Annotated in this window: 13 protein-coding genes; 3 read left to right on the top strand and 10 right to left on the bottom strand. The window is 45.6% G+C overall.

The window, feature by feature from the left end:
• The 7 genes from BFO_RS12305 to ppdK form a co-directional block, all read right to left on the bottom strand.
• Positions 1–1,878 carry a serine/threonine protein kinase gene (locus BFO_RS12305; protein ID WP_014226091.1) on the bottom strand — a complete coding sequence of 626 codons (1,878 nt, stop codon included), beginning with the start codon at positions 1,876–1,878 and terminating at the stop codon, positions 1–3.
• Positions 1,879–1,958: 80 nt separating this feature from the next.
• Positions 1,959–2,726, bottom strand: coding sequence for a PP2C family protein-serine/threonine phosphatase (locus tag BFO_RS14220; RefSeq protein ID WP_046472599.1), 768 nt, complete (start codon positions 2,724–2,726; stop codon positions 1,959–1,961).
• Positions 2,727–2,745: 19 nt separating this feature from the next.
• Complete coding sequence (locus BFO_RS12295) at positions 2,746–3,252, bottom strand: FHA domain-containing protein (protein WP_014226090.1); 507 nt, start codon at positions 3,250–3,252, stop codon at positions 2,746–2,748.
• A complete protein-coding gene (locus BFO_RS12290) occupies positions 3,249–3,476 on the bottom strand; it encodes a hypothetical protein (RefSeq protein WP_014226089.1) in 228 nt (75 codons plus the stop codon). The genes BFO_RS12295 and BFO_RS12290 overlap by 4 nt, the downstream gene beginning before the upstream one ends.
• A 125-nt stretch (positions 3,477–3,601) precedes the next feature.
• A complete protein-coding gene (locus BFO_RS12285) occupies positions 3,602–4,261 on the bottom strand; it encodes an FHA domain-containing protein (RefSeq protein ID WP_014226088.1) in 660 nt (219 codons plus the stop codon).
• Positions 4,258–4,647 carry a LytTR family DNA-binding domain-containing protein gene (locus tag BFO_RS12280; protein ID WP_046472598.1) on the bottom strand — a complete coding sequence of 130 codons (390 nt, stop codon included), beginning with the start codon at positions 4,645–4,647 and terminating at the stop codon, positions 4,258–4,260. Before BFO_RS12280 ends, BFO_RS12285 begins: the two co-directional genes overlap by 4 nt.
• Before the next feature lie 168 nt (positions 4,648–4,815).
• Positions 4,816–7,536 (bottom strand): pyruvate, phosphate dikinase, encoded by a 2,721-nt coding sequence (gene ppdK / locus BFO_RS12275; protein ID WP_014226086.1) that lies wholly within the window; start codon positions 7,534–7,536, stop codon positions 4,816–4,818.
• 173 nt (positions 7,537–7,709) lie between these two features.
• On the opposite strand from ppdK, the gene rlmD reads away from it, so the two are divergent.
• Complete coding sequence (gene rlmD, locus BFO_RS12270; RefSeq protein WP_014226085.1) at positions 7,710–9,128, top strand: 23S rRNA (uracil(1939)-C(5))-methyltransferase RlmD; 1,419 nt, start codon at positions 7,710–7,712, stop codon at positions 9,126–9,128.
• On the top strand, positions 9,121–10,527 hold the full coding sequence (locus BFO_RS12265) for an MltF family protein (protein ID WP_014226084.1): 1,407 nt from the start codon (positions 9,121–9,123) through the stop codon (positions 10,525–10,527). The genes rlmD and BFO_RS12265 overlap by 8 nt, the downstream gene beginning before the upstream one ends.
• Positions 10,528–10,610: 83 nt before the next feature.
• Here BFO_RS12265 and BFO_RS12260 read toward each other — a convergent pair whose 3' ends face one another.
• A complete protein-coding gene (locus BFO_RS12260) occupies positions 10,611–12,071 on the bottom strand; it encodes a RagB/SusD family nutrient uptake outer membrane protein (RefSeq protein ID WP_052299298.1) in 1,461 nt (486 codons plus the stop codon).
• Positions 12,072–12,083: 12 nt separating this feature from the next.
• Positions 12,084–15,233 (bottom strand): SusC/RagA family TonB-linked outer membrane protein, encoded by a 3,150-nt coding sequence (locus BFO_RS12255; RefSeq protein WP_014226081.1) that lies wholly within the window; start codon positions 15,231–15,233, stop codon positions 12,084–12,086.
• A gap of 323 nt (positions 15,234–15,556) precedes the next feature.
• On the opposite strand from BFO_RS12255, the gene BFO_RS15700 reads away from it, so the two are divergent.
• Entirely contained in the window at positions 15,557–15,829 is a 273-nt protein-coding gene (locus BFO_RS15700) for a hypothetical protein (protein ID WP_157755323.1), read from the top strand.
• A 284-nt stretch (positions 15,830–16,113) separates the two neighbouring features.
• Here BFO_RS15700 and lepA read toward each other — a convergent pair whose 3' ends face one another.
• Positions 16,114–17,901, bottom strand: coding sequence for a translation elongation factor 4 (gene lepA, locus BFO_RS12250; protein WP_014226080.1), 1,788 nt, complete (start codon positions 17,899–17,901; stop codon positions 16,114–16,116).
• Between the last annotated feature and the right edge of the window lie 14 nt (positions 17,902–17,915).

Below are 17,915 nucleotides of genomic sequence, written 5' to 3'. Positions count from 1 at the left end.
TTAGTAGGTCGTAAGTCCTTTCCCGACCAATACTCCGTTTGAGTTATAAATATCGTACAGATGGTCTTCACGCTCAAAAGCTCGTCCGCTCTCCGACCGTCCCACACTCAGATAAGTGCATTTGATTCGTTCGATCCCTTTGGCATCAATTGCCCCATAACGTCCGTTTTGTTTTTTCCGGACAATTGTGTAGTTGCCAAAAGTCATTCCCGATTCATACAATGCGATCCGAGCGGCAATATTTTTTTCTTCTATTTTCTCCTCACAAGCTAACGATAAACGAACGACATCTTCGGTAATTTTTATTTCTTTGGCTTTTGTAAAATCTTCTTTCGCCTCAACATAATGACCTTGATCCATTTTCGTTTTTCCGGATGTCAACAATGCCGCATAATTTGCGTTCATCCGTTCGGTCTCTTCTTCTGTTTTTTTTGCGTTTGATGCTTCTTCAGAGCCTTTCTTATCCGATTCTCTGCTTGTCGTTGTTTTCTCCGATTTCTCTTCTTTCTTTACCGGAGCGACGGTCTCGTTTCGTTCCTTTTTCTCCGTTTGCTCCGCTTTATGGATTTCATTCGTCACTTCGGAAAGAGATTGTTCCGTTAATGGTCTTTCTCCCTGAGGCTGGAGACCGGTCGGAATGATCGGTTCGTGCTGTTGTGTTGAGGCGTCAGCCACTAACTTGTTGTTGATGAATGTTGTGTTTTTATCGCTCCAATTGAACAGGTATGACACAGCCCAACCTACACCGGCAAACGCAAAGATTAACAAGGGTAATAAAATCCGTCGTTTACTTTTTGTACGCCGTTGTTTGGATTGCTTCGTTTTCGAAGGTATAAAAATCGTTTCTTCACGGTCTGTCCATCCGGGAGGCTTATGAGAAACAGTTACCAATTGTGTGCTTTCATTCTCCTCTACAGATTGTTCCGCTTTGTATTCTTTTTTTTTCGAGAGACTTACGCTTTCTCTACTTTCGATAAACGGTGGAATGTCCAGAGCGTCCATCATTTCTTTTATTGACTGATAGCGATCTTTCGGATTCACTTGCATCGCTTTCAGTACGACGGCCTCAGTTTTCGGAGAGATCTGTTTATTCAATTCCGATGGATGAACTAAAGGCTTTGTCGCTCTTAAAATCGATTCGACCGGAATCACGCCGGTCAGCAGATTATACATGGTGGCACCTAAGGAATAAACATCTGGACAGGGGGAGAAATTTACCGTGCCCTCATCGTCGTACTGCTCGATCGATGCAAATCCTTTTGATAGCGTAAGCGTCGTTGTGCATGCCTCCTGTTCTTCGAGATCGTAGCGCTTACTGACGCCAAAATCGATCAATCGGGCGTTGTCGTTCTTATCGATTAAGATATTGTTGGGTTTGATATCAAGGTGCAGGATATTTTTCTGATGGACAAACTCCAGCGCCTTCCCGATCTGTGCGACATACTTGAGCACTTTCGACTCCGGCAGTACGGCCTGCACACTCAACATGGATTTCAATGAACAGCCTGCTATATGTTCCATCGCGATATAGGCTGTGTTGTTTTCTTCAAAGACTTCCAACACATTCACGATATACGGATGATGTACTTCGGAAAGAATTTTGGCTTCTTTGATTTGTCGCTCTTTGAACTTATCAAAAAGGATCTTGCCGGTTGCGGAGTGTACTTTGACCTCAAAAGAATCCTCATCTCTAAAGCAATAATCTTTAAAGAAATACTCTTTAATGCAAATAGGCACGGTCGTTTCCACTGCTCCGAGTTCACCTTTGACCTCAGTGCTCCACTCGCCCAAATAGGTGATTCCGAATCCTCCCTGGCCGATGACTCTCGTTAGACAATACTTGCCTTTCTGCAAACAATATCCGTTCGGCAAATTCATAATTACTTACAGTAATCAGATTTCGCAACAAAGATACATTTTTTAGATGAAAGAATGAAAAAGATCGAATAAATTACTTATCAACTGGATGAATTTTGCACCTTTAAGACAGGTAAAAGATAGAAAGAATAATTATCACGGGCTTTTTCATAACATGTTTCCACCAGGGTATCTTTTACTTTTTCAGGCATGCAAGGTCGGATAAAAAGAGAGGATAGATCATTGTCCGGCAGGCACTCGGTAACTCCATCCGTACACATGAGAAAACAATCGTCGGGTTGAATATCCGTCAGGAACGCGATGTCTGCTTCGGTCGGATTGGCAGAGCCTGTGATCGCTCGGGTGATGATGTTTTTTTGAGGGTGATGCAGAGCTTCTTCCTGAGTGATTTTGCCTGTCTTTATCCAAAAATTAACCAGCGAATGGTCTTCCGTCCGAAAAACCGGCTTTCCGTCTCGAAACTGATAAATCCGACTGTCACCGATATGTGCGGCCGTGACCCCCTTATTTCCAAAGTAGAGCATTGTAAGTGTGGTAGCCATGCCTTCTGCTTCCGGGTGTATTGAGAGGTATTCATCAAAACGTATTTCAGTATACTGGACAGCCTTTTGAATCAATTCGTCGGTAGCATCTTTTTCAATAAACGTGGAAAAGAAAGTCTGAAAAGATTCACATGCCAGCGAACTGGCAATCTCACCTTTTTCCGCACCGCCAACACCATCGCATACGATAAAGAGCCTCTGTTGTGAACGCGCTATCGTCTGAGAGGAAGGATAGATTGCATCTTCGTTGTTCGGTCTTCTTCCTTTTTCACAGATGGCATATGGCGTTCCGAGCGTTATATGCATGGTTTCAATAAGCGATGAGTTACTCCTTAAAACGAACGTGTGTATGTCCGATTTTGATTTCGTCGTTATCTTTCAGGACCACCACTTCGTCTTTATCTAAATAGCGGCCGTTATATTGCGTGTGATTCTTGCTCCGATAGTCGGAGAGCATATGGATGTAGCTTCCCCGGCTGTCTTTCTTTACTTCTATTCGGAGATGATTTCGGCTCATCTCTTTATCTTCGGTTTCGATACAGATCGTCGCTTCCGACACAGAAGCTTTACGTCCTATAATAAAGATTCCTTCACACAAAGGGAACAATTGTTCCGGGGTGTCCGGATTGGCGACCACAATTAACCAGCCGCATTCCTTCCGAACAGGCCGGATCAAAACGGTTTCGGAATCGGCCGATTGTTCGTGTTTTAAATAAGATACCGGAATGTCATGCCGACATTTTGGACATTTAAATGAAGCGATTCCTTCGGGAATTTTTGTTTCATCAACTTTTAAACCGACCTTACAATGCGGGCATTTTACCGGAATCATACAATGATTGAAACGTCAGCGTCATCCATTCCCGAAGTAATGTCGATAATATCTTCGTAAGAAGCGATTTCCACATCGTCGGAAAGCGTGATGAAATCGGTATCGTCAAGCACCTCGTCCACCATTACGAAATCACTCACGGTCGTTTCATTGACGTCGATCAGCAAGACTTCATTCACGTCATTGTCTATCGTTACGAATGTATGTTCATTGTCCATGTCCATCTTTTTCTGTTTTTTATTCGTTATTCTGTCACAAAGATAAGCATTAAAATCGTATGTGATTTAATTCTTAACCATTAACGTACGAAGCAGGGAGATTATTGTACAAAATCATTGTTTTATATGCATCATGCTGTTTTTTTTACCCATTTTGCGCGACATGAACCGACGGAGCATTGCTTTTTATTGGCCAGAGACTCCCAGGGGATTTCGCCGAGGAACGTTCCGCATTTTGGACAGACATAATCGATTTTGAACTGATTGGACAGGCGTTGCATCAAAGCCGGGATTTTGGCGGATTGCCTGGCTCCGAGGTAAATACCCAGGGTAGGTGCACATACGGCCAATGCCAAACTGCCAATAAAAACACCTTGGAGATGTTTTCCGAGAACTCCGATAACAAGTCCTGCCACTCCGACAAAAGCAAAAGGCAGTGATTGGAAGATACGTGTCTTGAACTGATTGGTAGACTGGATTCGTATCTTTTCTTTGATATATCGTTCATAGACAGGTTTTAAGGCCGCAAATTCTTCACTGTAGTCGTTATCCGATTTCAAAACGGCCTGTATTTCGAGGACATAATGATCTCCGAGCATAATGACATCAGAGGGCGTGACTCTTTTTTTGATTACACGGTCACCATTGACATAGGTGCCGTTTGCGGAGTCCGTATCTTCAATAAAAAGACGACCGTTTTCATCGCGGATCAACCGTGCATGATACCGGCTTACATGTACGTCGTTTACTACAAAGTCATTGTCATTTGCTTTACCGATCCGGATAATCATCGTGAGTCTTTGCTTTTTGCAGTGATTAGCGCATCTTGTTCCAAACTCTCCTTCAATGCTTTCAGTGGCTCTCTGGGTACAATTAATTCGCGAGGTTTCGAACCCGGCACGAGCAACAACAATTTTTGTTTCGGCAAGTTAATTTGCAAGATATAATTTTTGTTGATGATATAGCTTTTGCCTACTCGGACAAGTTGTGATCCGGAGTCTGAAGCTTGTGTATCCAACATTCTTTCGATTTTTCCGATATTGATTGCAAATGTAAACTGAATACCCTCTGTCAATAGCAGTTTAGTGTAATTCCGATCTGCTTCGAGATAAAGTATGTTGCTGATGCGCATGCGCAACAACTCATCTCTCGTTTTTATGATCAAATACCGATCCATCCTTTTTATTTAGCAGGTATAGTCATTATTGAGGAGCAAAAGTAGGCTTTTTCTACGATCTATCCAAAGAAAAAAGATAAAAAAGAGCATGTCAGCAATCACTGTTGGTCTGACATACTCCTTAATTTCTTTTTTTCTAAAAGATTCCTAAAAGAAGGACTGTCCGTATTATCCTTCAATCGCAGCTTGAGCGGCTGCAATGCGTGCAATCGGTACGCGGAAAGGCGAACAGCTTACGTAATCCAATCCTACCTGATGACAGAATTTTACGGACGAAGGCTCTCCTCCATGTTCCCCACAGATGCCGCACTTCAAGTCCGGACGTACGGCTCGACCTTTTTCCGTGGCCATGCGAATCAACTGTCCGACTCCATTCTGATCGAGTACCTGGAACGGATCGACCTTCAGAATTTTCTTTTCCAGATAAATCGGGAGGAAAGAAGCAATGTCATCACGTGAATAGCCAAAGGTCATTTGAGTCAGGTCATTCGTTCCGAACGAGAAGAATTCGGCCTTCGAGGCGATCTTATTTGCTGTCAGAGCAGCACGCGGCACTTCGATCATCGTACCGATCTTAAAATCGATTTTATCTCCCTGTTCGGCAAAGAGCGCTTCCGCTTCGGCGCGAATCACTTCTTCCTGTTCTTTGAATTCGTATACGATGCCGGTGAGTGGCACCATGATTTCGGGATACGTTGAGATGCCTTCTTTTTTGAGTTCGAGCGCAGCCCCAAGGATCGCGCGTGTCTGCATCTGTGTGATCTCGGGATACGTATTTCCCAGACGGCATCCCCGATGTCCGAGCATCGGATTCTGTTCATGCAAGGCATCCACGCGCTGCCGGATGTATTCCACACTTACGCCCATTGCATCGGCCAGTTCCTGCTGACCTTTCGGATCGTGAGGTACAAACTCGTGCAACGGCGGATCGAGCAGTCGAACCGTAACGGGATATCCGGCCATGGCTTTGAAAATCCCTTTGAAATCGGCCTGTTGATAGGGCAGGATTTTTGCCAATGCTTTCTTTCGTTCCTCGGCATTCTCGGAGAGAATCATTTCACGCATGGCTTTGATTTTATCGCCTTCGAAGAACATATGTTCCGTGCGGCACAATCCGATACCTACGGCGCCGAATCTGCGTGCAACTTCTGCGTCGTGCGGTGTGTCGGCGTTTGTACGCACTTTAAGACGGGTATACTTATCCGCCAGTCTCATAAGCTCTGCAAAGTCGTCGAGCAGTTCGGCGGCTTGCGTATGCACCTCGTCTTTATACACTTCGCCCGTCGTACCGTTGATGGAGATATAATCGCCTTCCTTCAATACCGTTCCGTCTATTTCGACCGTACGATTCTTATAATCGATGTTCAATGCACCTGCTCCCGATACGCAGCATTTTCCCATGCCACGAGCTACGACAGCAGCGTGCGAGGTCATTCCTCCGCGAGCGGTCAGGATACCTTCGGCCACGGCCATACCCGCCAAATCTTCGGGGGATGTCTCGATACGTACAAGTACGATCTTATGTCCTTCATCGTACCATTTCGCCGCATCATCTGCGAAGAATACGATCTGTCCGGCAGCTGCTCCCGGCGAAGCGGGAAGTCCGCGTGTCAGCACTTTCGCCTTCTTTAACGCTTCTTTATCAAATACAGGATGAAGCAGCTCGTCTAATTTGTTCGCATCGATACGTTTCAATGCCGTTTTTTCATCAATCATGCCTTGACGCATCAGGTCCATGGCAATTTTCACCATCGCCGCACCGGTACGTTTTCCGTTACGGGTTTGCAGGAACCAGAGTTTGCCCTCCTGCACGGTAAATTCCATGTCCTGCATGTCGCGGTAGTGATTTTCTAATTTTGTCTGAATCGCATCTAATTCTTTGTATATATCGGGCATGGCTTCTTCCATCGAAGGATATTCGGCTGCTCTGAGCGCTTCAGGTATTCCGGCCAGTTCCGCCCAACGTTGCGAACCGATTTTGGTGATCTGTTGCGGTGTACGGATACCGGCTACCACATCTTCGCCTTGTGCATTGATGAGGTATTCGCCGTTAAACAAGTCTTCGCCGTTCGCTGCGTCACGTGAGAAACAAACACCGGTAGCAGAAGTTGCTCCCATGTTACCGAAAACCATGGCTTGTACATTGACGGCCGTTCCCCATTCAGCCGGGATGCCTTCCATCTTACGATATAAAATAGCGCGTTCGTTCATCCAGGAGTCAAAGACGGAGCAGATGGCTCCCCACAGCTGTTCATAAGCAGACGTCGGGAAGTCACAGCCGGTTTGTCTCTTTACGGCTGCTTTGAATTTCACTACCAGCTCTTTCAGTCCTTCTACATCAAGCTCATGATCAAGTGTGACCCCTTTGGCTTTCTTTACCTCTTCAATGATTTTCTCGAAGGGGTCGATATCTTCTTTGTTTTCGGGTTTCATTCCCAGTACCACATCGCCGTACATCTGTACGAAGCGGCGATACGAATCCCATGCAAAGCGCGGATTGTTCGTCTTACGCGCCAGCCCTTCGACCACTTCGTCATTGAGCCCCAGATTCAGAATCGTATCCATCATCCCGGGCATCGAAGCCCGGGCTCCGGAACGTACCGAGACGAGTAGAGGGTTCTCTACATCTCCCAACCTTGAGTGCATGAATGATTCGACATGAGCTACCGCATTTTTCACTTCGTCTTGCAATCGTTCCACCACTTTTTCTTTTCCGATTTTATAATACTCGTTGCAGACATCGGTTGTGATGGTAAATCCCGGAGGAACGGGCACTCCGATCAGGTTCATTTCTGCCAAGTTGGCTCCTTTTCCACCCAGCAGATTCCGCATATCTGCCCGCCCTTCGGCTTTTCCGTTGCCAAAGGTGTAAACTCTCTTTATTTCCATATATTTGTTGAATTATGATAAGTCATTGACATCTCCACAATGCAAATATAGCTGTTTTTATTGCTGATTTCCAAATAAAGCGCAATGATATTTTTATGTTTTAAAACTATTTTTGATTCTATCCGAAAGTTAGTTTTTATATTTGCGTGGCGAATTTTTAATTATTCACAGATTTGACACGAAAAAAGACCCCCCTCCCGATACTGGAAGAGGTAGAGATCACGGATGTTGCAGCCGAAGGCAAAGCAATTGCCAAAGTGAATGAAATGGTTGTTTTTGTGCCATGGGCGGCACCGGGGGATGTAGTAGATATCCGTCTGACCCGTAAACGAAGTCATTATGCAGAGGGAAATGCTATCGCATTCCATAAGTACAGCGAGAAACGGGTAGTTCCTTTTTGCGAACATTTCGGCGTATGCGGAGGCTGCAAATGGCAACATCTGCCTTATGAAGAGCAGCTGCGTTACAAACAAACACAAGTTACGAATAGTCTGACGCGAATCGGGAAAGTGCCGATAGGAGAGGTGCTGCCGATTCTCGGTTCGGAGCGCACAACGCATTACCGTAATAAACTGGAGTTTACATTTTCAAATAAGCGCTGGCTGACTGAACGGGAAGTGGCTTCCGGTATCGAATATACGGAAATGAACGCGCTGGGATTTCATATTCCGGGCATGTTCGATAAGGTGCTCGACATCCGGCGTTGCTGGTTGCAGGACGATGTGTCGAACCGGATTCGGCTATGTGTGAAAAATTTTTGTCTGACGCATGAAGGCTATCCATTCTTCGACTTGAAAAATCAGGAAGGCTTTGTGCGTACGTTAATGATACGTACCGCTTCGACCGGTGAGCTGATGGTCGTGCTGGCTTTCTTCAAAGAAGATCAAGCGCTCCGTGAAGCGTTGTTGGAGCATCTGCTGGAGCAAATACCGGAAATTACGTCACTGATGTACGTCATCAACAGGAAACGGAATGATACGCTGACCGACCTTGATATCGAATTATATCGTGGTAAAGATCATTTGATGGAGCGGATGGAGGATTTACAATTCAAGGTAGGGCCGAAGTCTTTCTATCAGACAAACAGTGAGCAGGCTTACCGACTGTATGATGTGGTTCGGAAATTTACGGGACTGACCGGTACTGAAACGGTTTATGATCTTTATACCGGTACCGGAACGATTGCTAATTTCATTGCCCGTAAAGCCCGCAAGGTCATAGGTATCGAATATGTACCCGAAGCAATTGAGGATGCGAAGGTAAATGCGCAACTGAACGGCATTGACAATGTAACGTTCTTTGCCGGCGATATGAAAGATCTGCTCACGACAGCTTTTATCGAAGACCATGGACGGCCGGACGTAGTCATCACCGACCCTCCACGTATGGGTATGCACAACGACGTGATTGATACGATCTTGAAAGCATCACCTGAAAAGATTGTCTACGTCAGTTGTAATCCGGCCACGCAAGCACGCGACATCGAACGGATCGGTTGGTATTACGACGTCGTGAAAATTCAGCCGGTCGATATGTTTCCGCATACGCATCATGTAGAGAATGTAGCCTTACTTCGTAAAAAAAATGCATAGAAATACCTCTTTTTTCCTGTTTCTCTTTTTGTTTCTCCTGCTGTGCGGATGCTACAGTGGAGGAAGCCGTTCTCAGAGTGACGCCACTTCGGATGACTGGCCGTCCATCCAAGCAAAGGGAGAGATTACCGCTGTGACACTCAACAGTTCCACGTCGTATTTCCAATATAAGATGCAGGCGATGGGGTACGAGTACGATCTCATTGCCGGCTTTGCCCGCCAGCACGGATTGCGTTTAAATATTAAGGTCGCCGAAAACATTACCCGTCTGATGGAGATGTTGCTGTCGGGCGAGGCCGATGTGGCGGCTTACCCGATTACCATCGATAATAAGTTGAAAGAACAGATGCTTTTTTGCGGCTATGAGCGGCAATCGAATCTGGTTATCGTTCAGCGCACCGGACATGGAGATACGGTTTTGAAGGATGTGACGCAATTAATCGGAAAAGAAGTCTGCATAAAACCGTATCGACGCTATCGTGAGCGACTTGAGAACCTTAACAGCGAGTTGGGGGGAGGGATTCGTATTGTCAATATCGATAAAGACACCGTATCGTCGGAAGACCTGATTGAAATGGTGGCCAAAGGCAAGATCGATTACACGGTGTGTGAAGACGATGTGGCCAGACTGAATCGCACATATTACCGTAATATTGATATCAGTCTGCAGATCAGTTTTAAGCAGCGCTCTTCGTGGGCTGTGCGCAGAAGCTGTCCGCAACTGGCTTCGGCCATTAATGCGTGGGCGTCGAACATGACCGGAAAAAGTTCATACCGGTCGGCGATCAAACGTTACTTTGAGCTTTCGAAAGTATCACTAAACAGGATCGATATGCCCAAGGTCGCGAACGGACAGATCTCTCCGTATGACGACCTGTTCAAGCGTTATGCCGGTCGACTGGGGTGGGATTGGCGTTTGCTGGCATCGATTGCGTATCAGGAGTCCCATTTTCAACCCCAGATTGTTGCCTGGAGTGGTGCCGAGGGATTGATGGGGATCTTGCCGGCTACTGCACGAGGGCTGGGATTCGACGCGGGAGACATGCAAGACCCGGAGAAAAACGTACAAGCTGCGATAGAATGCCTGCGTCGTTTTGGAAAAGGATTTGCTGCACTCGACTCGCTCGAACGGATTAAACTTACGCTTGCTTCTTACAATGCCGGAATCGGACATATCTATGATGCGCAAAGACTGGCGCAGAAGTACGGGCGTAATCCGAACGTATGGAGCGATCATGTGGCCGAGTTTATTCGCTTGAAAGCCGAAGCGCAGTATTATACCGATTCGGTGTGCAAATTCGGTTATCTGCGCGGTACGGAGACCTATAACTATGTCTCCGACGTGCTAAACCGCTATGAATACTACCGGAAAGAAACGGAAAGCCTTGAGAACCGTTGATCGTACCTCTTTCGATACGAATAGAAACAGTGCAGAGAAAACGTTGTCTTCTCTGCACTGTTTGATAAAGTATTATTCTTTTTTTAGTATCCCGGGTTCTGTTGCTGGTCTCTCAGATTATCGGGCAACAGAAAGAGTTGTTCTTCGTGAATGGGCAGGATGTTTTTGAAATAATCAAATTCGATAACTCCTTCCGATCGGTCTTTACGAAATTTATATTTATCTTTTTCATCAGCATTACGCCATCTCACGACCGGTTTTTGATTCCTCCACAAGTCCCATGCTCTGTGTCCTTCCGCGAAGAGTTCCAATCTTCTCTCATACAAAATATCATCGATGGTTAATGCAGCGGTATACTTTTCCGGTTCGGTTGTTGTCCGTTCTTTTCTCAACGAGTTAAGTAATATTGCGGCTTCACTGCCTCTTCCGAGTTTCAGCAGCGCTTCGGCAGCAATCAGATATATTTCGGACAGACGATAAACTTTGATATTGTTGACTGCATACATTTCTCTACCTGGATATTTAGGCGTCGGGAAGAATCCGGACCCTTTATTATCCTCATACCAAACAAATAGCTTGAATCGTTCATCTTCCTGATCTTGTGCTTTCAGCTCATCGAAATGAGGGCTTGACGATATATCTTTATATCCCTGTGTTCCGTCTGCTAATGCATAATAACCAATAGAAGCGATACCATTGTTATCTTCCTGTGTAACATCGAGTTCAAAAATTGCCTCGGAAGTATATGCTGTTTTCCAACTCTTTACATACTCCGTTCTTGGAATCAAGCTATATGCTTTGTTTTTGATGAGTTTATCAGCGTATTCGAATGCCTTTTCATAATTGCCCATGTATAAATAGGCGCGAGCAAGCACGGCCGTTGCTCCATCCTGTCCTAATCGACCGTTTATTTTTCCGGTTTCCAAATTGGGTAATGCATTTTCCAACTCTTTGATGATAAATTCATAGACTTTGGTTACCGGCTGGCGTAGCATGGATTCTGGCTCTTTAATCGGCTTAGGGCCATCCATGATGGGAATACATAGGGCATCGGCCTTGATCTTCCCTTTTCCCAAATTGACCGGAAGAGGACCGTACAGTTTGGACAGATCAAAATGTACCATTGCGCGCAGTGCTTTTATCTCGGCTATCAGTTTTGTTTTTGCCGGAGATTCTTGAAGATTTTTACTCCTTTCTAGAACATCATTCATGTGAGCAATCAGTTTATAGATATGCTTATAGAGATTCGTCGGACAAGCGATCTTTGTCCATGAGTAATCCGAGTAGGTATTTAACCAACCGCTTCCCGAATAAGGTGACAGCGCATCATCACCTAACATATCGCCTGCAGTCAGATACTGTCCGTCATAGTAGGTGTTGATCGTCATTCGGTTATATGCGCCTAAAACTGCCGCATTCAGATCGTCAACGGTTGTGATGGCCGATCTGCTGTCCAACGAATCGGATGGGTTTATATTTAATTCCGAATCTTTGCATGCGGAGAAAGACAGGAGAAATGAAATGAAACAAATTATTTTTTTCATAGCTGATTAAGTTTATAAGTTAATATTAATTCCGAATCTGAAAGAACGCAAAGGTGGAAATTCGTCCGTATAGTCGAATCCGTAACCGCTTTGGGGGACTTCAGGGTCAATATAATTCTTTTTGAAGAGTGTAAAGATGTCTGTGGCATTAAAATACAGCCGCACATTCGAAAGAGAGGCCTTAGAAAGCCATTTCTTGGGTAAGTTATATCCGAAGGTGATATTTTTGAGCTTGATAAAGCTGCCGTCGATCAAACGTCTGTTACTGTTGTTCCATCCCTGATCTGGGGCCCCATAGATCAGGCGTGCATATTCGGCATTATCTCCGGGCTTTTGCCAATGCTTGCCGTAAGAGTCTTTGCGTATGTTATACTCTCCGATGGTTCTTCCGTCGGTATGGTTGAATGATTTTGGATCATACAGTTTACCCCCTTTTTTGAAGATGAAGAGGAATGAAAGATCAAATCCTTTATATTCGAATCGATTGGTCAAACCTCCCATGAAGTCGGGGATTCCTGTTCCCACTTTTACTTTTTCCGCTTCGGAAGCTTTGCTGGTAAGGGATCGGTCAATTCCTGTTACATTGCCGTTGGCATCTTTGATTTCCTTGTTCTTGTACCATTGCGGCTGTCCTGTTTGTGCGTTCACACCGGCCCATTCCCTGAGTTTGAACGTATACATATCGTCTCCTTCTCCGTAGAAGTAAGGAAAGTTATCGATGGGTTTATCTAATTTTTTGATTTTCGAGGTATAATGAGTTAAATTAAACTGTGTGCTCCATTTGAAGTCGTTCGTTTCGATGTTGACGGAATTAAATTCCAACTCGATCCCCTTGTTTTCAAGCTCTCCCCGGTTTTCGGTATACGTTTCAAATCCGGTACTCCACCAGAGAGGAGAGTTATTGATCAATCCTTTGGTATTTTTTTGATAGAACTCAAGCGTTCCGGAGAAACGCTCGAAGATTCTGAAATCGAATCCTCCGTTCCAGGTGTAAGATTTTTCCCATTCTAAGATGTTGTTTTCAATCTGATACAACTGAAAAGCAGGTTTGCCCAGATACTTTTCAGAGATCGAATAGAGACCTAGCGTGCTGTAATATTTTGTGGGCAGATTTCCAGTCGTACCGTACGAAAGTTTCAGCTTCAGCATGTCTAACCACTGAATGGGTTTCATGAAGTGCTCTTCCGAAAGAACCCAGGCGGCTGAAGTAGAAAAGAAATCTCCCCATCGGGTATCCGGTGAAAGCCTCGAACTGCCGTCACGGCGCCACGAAAGAGAACCGAAATATTTTTGATCATAATTGTAGTCGATTTTTGACAGATAGGAAATCAGTCTATCGTCGCCGATCGTTTCAGAGATGTCGTCTTTGACGGCTCCGTTCGAGAGATACATCAACTTGTATGTGCCGAATGTTTTGGTACTGGCTCCAATTCTGTTTGACGTATAATTTTTATATTCCATGCCTGCAAGGATATTGGCATGATGTTTTCCGAATCCTTTGTCGAACACGAGCAGGTTGGAGGTTGTCAGGTCCCAGAGGTCACGTTTGTATCGCGACAGATGTCCCTGCTCTTTCAACCCGTCGTTGCTTCTGGGGTCAATGACACGGCGGTCGTCGGAAAAAATAAAATCAATCCCATTTGTCGATGTGAATTTCAACCAATCAGTAAAGGTTATTTCCAGCCCGATATGGGTCAAAGAACGCATCGTTTTATTGATTCTTTCGTTCATCTGTTGATTGAGAATTGGGTTGGGGAATTTGTTGCTGAATCCGGCGAGGTTATTATACGATCCATCGGATAAGGTTACCGGAGCCGACGGATTTACTCCGTAATATGCAAACATGGGGTTGGCGTAATAACTACCGTTTGACAAGGCTCCGTCTTGTCTTGCACGACTTAGTTTTTCGCTCAGTTTCAAGAGTACGCGGTCGTGGAGTTTGAGATTCAACGAGAGGGCTCCGGAGAAACGTTCAAAAACACTACCCTGCACTAGCCCATCGTTTTTGAGGTATCCGAACGAGACATAATACGTGGTCTTGTCTCCTCCTCCATTCAGCGATAAGTCATATTTCTGCACGGCTCCCGTCTTGAAAATGGCATCTCTCCAATTGACGATGCGTGGGTTGGTGATAAACATTTTCTGCTGTTCGGGCGTCATGTTTTTATAATTGAATGTTCCGTCAAACGGGTCGTCCGGATGATACAGTCCGCTTGCGGCAGCAAGATTCCGGTAGGCATAACGTTCGGCTTCGGGCAGCAAACTTTCGTAAGTATCCGCTTTTGCTTGTTCCGGCATGGCTTTTCTGTCATAGAGGTATTTGTTTTTCAGCGATTCCCATGTATACTGTGCGTATTGTCCGGCATCCATATAGTCCAATGCATGCGGAGTGGCAAAATCGCTTGTTCCGTATTCTGCCGTAAATGCGATATGTGTTTTTCCTCTCCGCCCTGATTTTGTTGTAATCAGCACCACACCGTTGGCTCCACGCGAACCGTAGAGGGCCGTTGCGGCAGCATCTTTGAGAATCGTTTGCGATTCAATGTCTTCGGGGTTAATCAGGTTCAGTACAGAAGCTGAAGTCTGGGTTGATGTCACGTCACCGGCCAATACCGGGATACCGTCTATGACATACAATGGACTACGATTTCCGGTAATGGAGCCTACTCCCCGTATACGTATCGTTGGCATTGAGCCGGGTTGTCCGTAACTTTCCGAGATGGTTACCCCGGCAGCTTTCCCTTGCAGCGCACTGATAGGAGATATCGCCGCCGATTCACGTAAAGAGGCTGCATCTACTTTAGATGCCGAGCCCGTAAAAGCGGATTTTTTGGCCGTACCGTAAGCGACAACAATGACTTCGTCTAAGGTTTCGGTATCGCCCATCAGGGTAATCTTCATGTCCGGCTGTGCCACAGCCTCCTGCGTCTTAAAACCTACGAACGAAAAGACTAATGTCGATCCATTGGGTACCCAAAGGGTAAACTTACCATCGATGTCGGAAATCGTTCCTTTCGAACGGTCGGTTTTGAGCACGATGGATGCTCCCGTTACCGGTTCTCCCTGCTCGTCGACCACGGTGCCCTGCACCTGTGTCTGAGCCATCACAGACCCTGCTCCTATAAGGAGGGAGGCCATTAGTAAAAAGATTTTTTGTCTCATACCTTAAAATGTTTAACAGTTAATTTTTTATGTCTCATTCTTCATTCGTTCAATCCTTAGTATATGGTTGTTTGGCTTTCGGCATCTGGATGTTTTTTGCCAGATCATCTCTGCCATCACATTCATGTTTTTACCTCTCTGAAAAAAAAAAAGTTGTAAATATTTGTAATACAGTGGGTTTATAAAGTAAAGAGACGTGTCTTTCCACAAGGTTCATTGGAGCAACAGAACATTCGTTCTCACCCACGACGCCTCCATATAATCGTACGCGTGGCTCGTTGCGTTCAACAGAACTTCGGGACGATACAACGCGTGTTTGGGAGATGTTTGAACAAGATTCGTTCTTTCTAATGCAAGTTTCGTTGGGTTCAACGGAACTTCGGTTGGATGGAACGGAAGACCAGCGGAAGGCAACGCAACGTCGGCTCGCAAGGCCTGAAATCGCCCGCGTTTCACCCGATGTTTTCTGGCATTCGGCCAATACCGGACTGTTTTCTACTGACTTTGTGTCAGGGCGTACGAATCTCCAGTACGTCGTAACGCAATGGTTCCCTGCTCCAATGCTCTGCCACACGAAAAGGCAGCTATGCCTATAGATGTTTTTGTTAAATAATATTAACGGGGGGGGGTAGATAATTGATGGCAAGCTCTCTTTCTTTCCTTCAGAATAGTGCACACGAAGAGAATGAACACTTTTTATAATATTGTTCATCAAGATATTAAAGTTTGTCTTCTTCTCTTTCATGTCTCGTTTTTATGAGATTGACGCCCTTGGTCGTTTCATATATTTGATGACAAAGATATAAAAAATATCATATACAAAGTTTTTTTTCTGATGAAGCGTTTTTTTGTTGTGGTTAGATGGATAATGGTTGGGTTGCTATTCCAACTTCAAGACAGCAAGGAATGCTTTCTGTGGCACCTCAACCGTGCCGATCTGTTTCATGCGTTTTTTTCCTTCTTTTTGTTTCTCAAGCAACTTGCGTTTACGCGAAACGTCACCGCCGTAACATTTGGCTGTTACGTCCTTGCGAACGGCTTTGATTGTTTCACGGGCAATGATTTTTGCTCCGATGGCCGCCTGTATGGCGATGTCGAATTGCTGTCGCGGAATGAGTTCCTTAAGTTTTTCGCACATGCGCCGGCCGAAGGTAACGCTGTTGTCGAAGTGCGTGAGAGTAGAAAGGGCATCGACCGGCTCACCGTTAAGCAAAATATCGAGTTTGACGAGTTTGCCCGGCCGGTAATCGTGCAGATGGTAGTCGAACGACGCATATCCTTTCGAAACGCTCTTCAATTTGTCGTAAAAGTCGATCACGATCTCGCCCAGCGGGAGGTCGTAGAAAAGCTCGATTCGGTTACCGGTAATGTAATCCTGTTTGATGAGAATACCGCGCTTACCAAGGCAGAGTGTCATAATCGGTCCGATATACGTCGTTTGTGTGATGATGGAAGCCCGGATAAACGGTTCCTCGATATGGTCGATCTGGGTGGGATCGGGCAAGCCGCCGGGGTTATGTACTTCGGTACAGAGTCCTTTTTTATCGTACACTTTGTACGATACGTTCGGAACGGTCGTAATTACATCCATGTCGAACTCGCGATCTAAACGCTCCTGAATGATTTCCATGTGCAGCAGTCCGAGGAATCCGCATCGGAATCCGAAACCCAGCGCCACCGAACTTTCAGGTTGAAATGTCAGAGAAGCATCATTTAATTGTAATTTTTCGAGTGAGGTGCGCAGGTTCTCAAAATCTTCGGGAGCAATCGGATACACACCAGCAAAGACCATCGGTTTCACCTCCTCGAATCCGGCGATGGCTTCAGAGGCAGGCCGTTTGACATGCGTAATCGTATCTCCAACCTTTACCTCTTTCGACGTTTTGATACCGGAGATAATGTATCCCACATCGCCTGTGCGTACTTCTTTGCGGGGGCTCATTTCGAGCTTCAGTACACCTACTTCGTCAGCATCATATTCTTTGCCGGTAGCAATGAACTTCACATGGTCACCCTGACGGAGCGTACCGTTTACTACCTTGAAATAGGCGATGATTCCGCGAAACGAGTTGAACACCGAGTCAAAAATCAGACACTGAAGCGGAGCTTCCGGATCACCCGAAGGAGCAGGCACACGCTCCACAATGGCGTTAAGGATATCATATACACCCTCCCCTGTTTTGCCGCTGGCGCGAAGAATCGAATCCCTCGGACAGCCGATCAGTTCGACGATCTGATCTTCGATTTCTTCAGGCATCGCACTCGGGAGGTCTATTTTATTGATCACGGGAATAATTTCGAGATCGTTCTCAATGGCCATATACAAGTTTGAGATCGTTTGCGCTTGAATCCCCTGGGCTGCATCGACGATGAGCAGAGCGCCTTCGCAAGCTGCGATCGAACGGGATACTTCGTACGAGAAATCAACGTGTCCCGGGGTATCGATCAGGTTCAATACAAATTTCTCTCCCTTATATTCGTATTCCATCTGTATCGCGTGGCTTTTGATCGTAATGCCTCGCTCGCGCTCTAAATCCATATTGTCGAGCACTTGCGACTGCATGTCTTTTGCAGCTACGGTCTTCGTGTATTCGAGCAGGCGGTCGGCCAGAGTGCTTTTCCCATGGTCGATATGGGCGATGATGCAAAAATTGCGGATATGATTCATTATGTCAAATTTCT

The sequence above is a fragment of the Tannerella forsythia 92A2 genome (assembly GCF_000238215.1).
In the GTDB taxonomy this organism is placed as follows: Bacteria; Bacteroidota; Bacteroidia; order Bacteroidales; family Tannerellaceae; genus Tannerella; species Tannerella forsythia.
The sequence above is the reverse complement of the archived record's forward strand: the minus strand, read 5'-3'. Positions and strand labels throughout refer to the sequence as shown.

Excerpts from the sequence above, each read along its gene's own strand:
- BFO_RS12295 (WP_014226090.1), bottom strand. The coding sequence starts at position 3,252 with ATGATTCCGGTAAAATGCCCGCATTGTAAGGTCGGTTTAAAAGTTGAT.
- BFO_RS12265 (WP_014226084.1), top strand. The coding sequence starts at position 9,121 with ATGCATAGAAATACCTCTTTTTTCCTGTTTCTCTTTTTGTTTCTCCTG.
- BFO_RS12255 (WP_014226081.1), bottom strand. The coding sequence starts at position 15,233 with ATGAGACAAAAAATCTTTTTACTAATGGCCTCCCTCCTTATAGGAGCA.
- ppdK (WP_014226086.1), bottom strand. The coding sequence starts at position 7,536 with ATGGAAATAAAGAGAGTTTACACCTTTGGCAACGGAAAAGCCGAAGGG.
- lepA (WP_014226080.1), bottom strand. The coding sequence starts at position 17,901 with ATGAATCATATCCGCAATTTTTGCATCATCGCCCATATCGACCATGGG.
- BFO_RS12260 (WP_052299298.1), bottom strand. The coding sequence starts at position 12,071 with ATGAAAAAAATAATTTGTTTCATTTCATTTCTCCTGTCTTTCTCCGCA.
- BFO_RS12290 (WP_014226089.1), bottom strand. The coding sequence starts at position 3,476 with ATGGACATGGACAATGAACATACATTCGTAACGATAGACAATGACGTG.
- BFO_RS12280 (WP_046472598.1), bottom strand. The coding sequence starts at position 4,647 with ATGGATCGGTATTTGATCATAAAAACGAGAGATGAGTTGTTGCGCATG.
- BFO_RS12285 (WP_014226088.1), bottom strand. The coding sequence starts at position 4,261 with ATGATTATCCGGATCGGTAAAGCAAATGACAATGACTTTGTAGTAAAC.
- BFO_RS14220 (WP_046472599.1), bottom strand. The coding sequence starts at position 2,726 with ATGCATATAACGCTCGGAACGCCATATGCCATCTGTGAAAAAGGAAGA.
- BFO_RS15700 (WP_157755323.1), top strand. The coding sequence starts at position 15,557 with ATGTTTGAACAAGATTCGTTCTTTCTAATGCAAGTTTCGTTGGGTTCA.
- BFO_RS12305 (WP_014226091.1), bottom strand. The coding sequence starts at position 1,878 with ATGAATTTGCCGAACGGATATTGTTTGCAGAAAGGCAAGTATTGTCTA.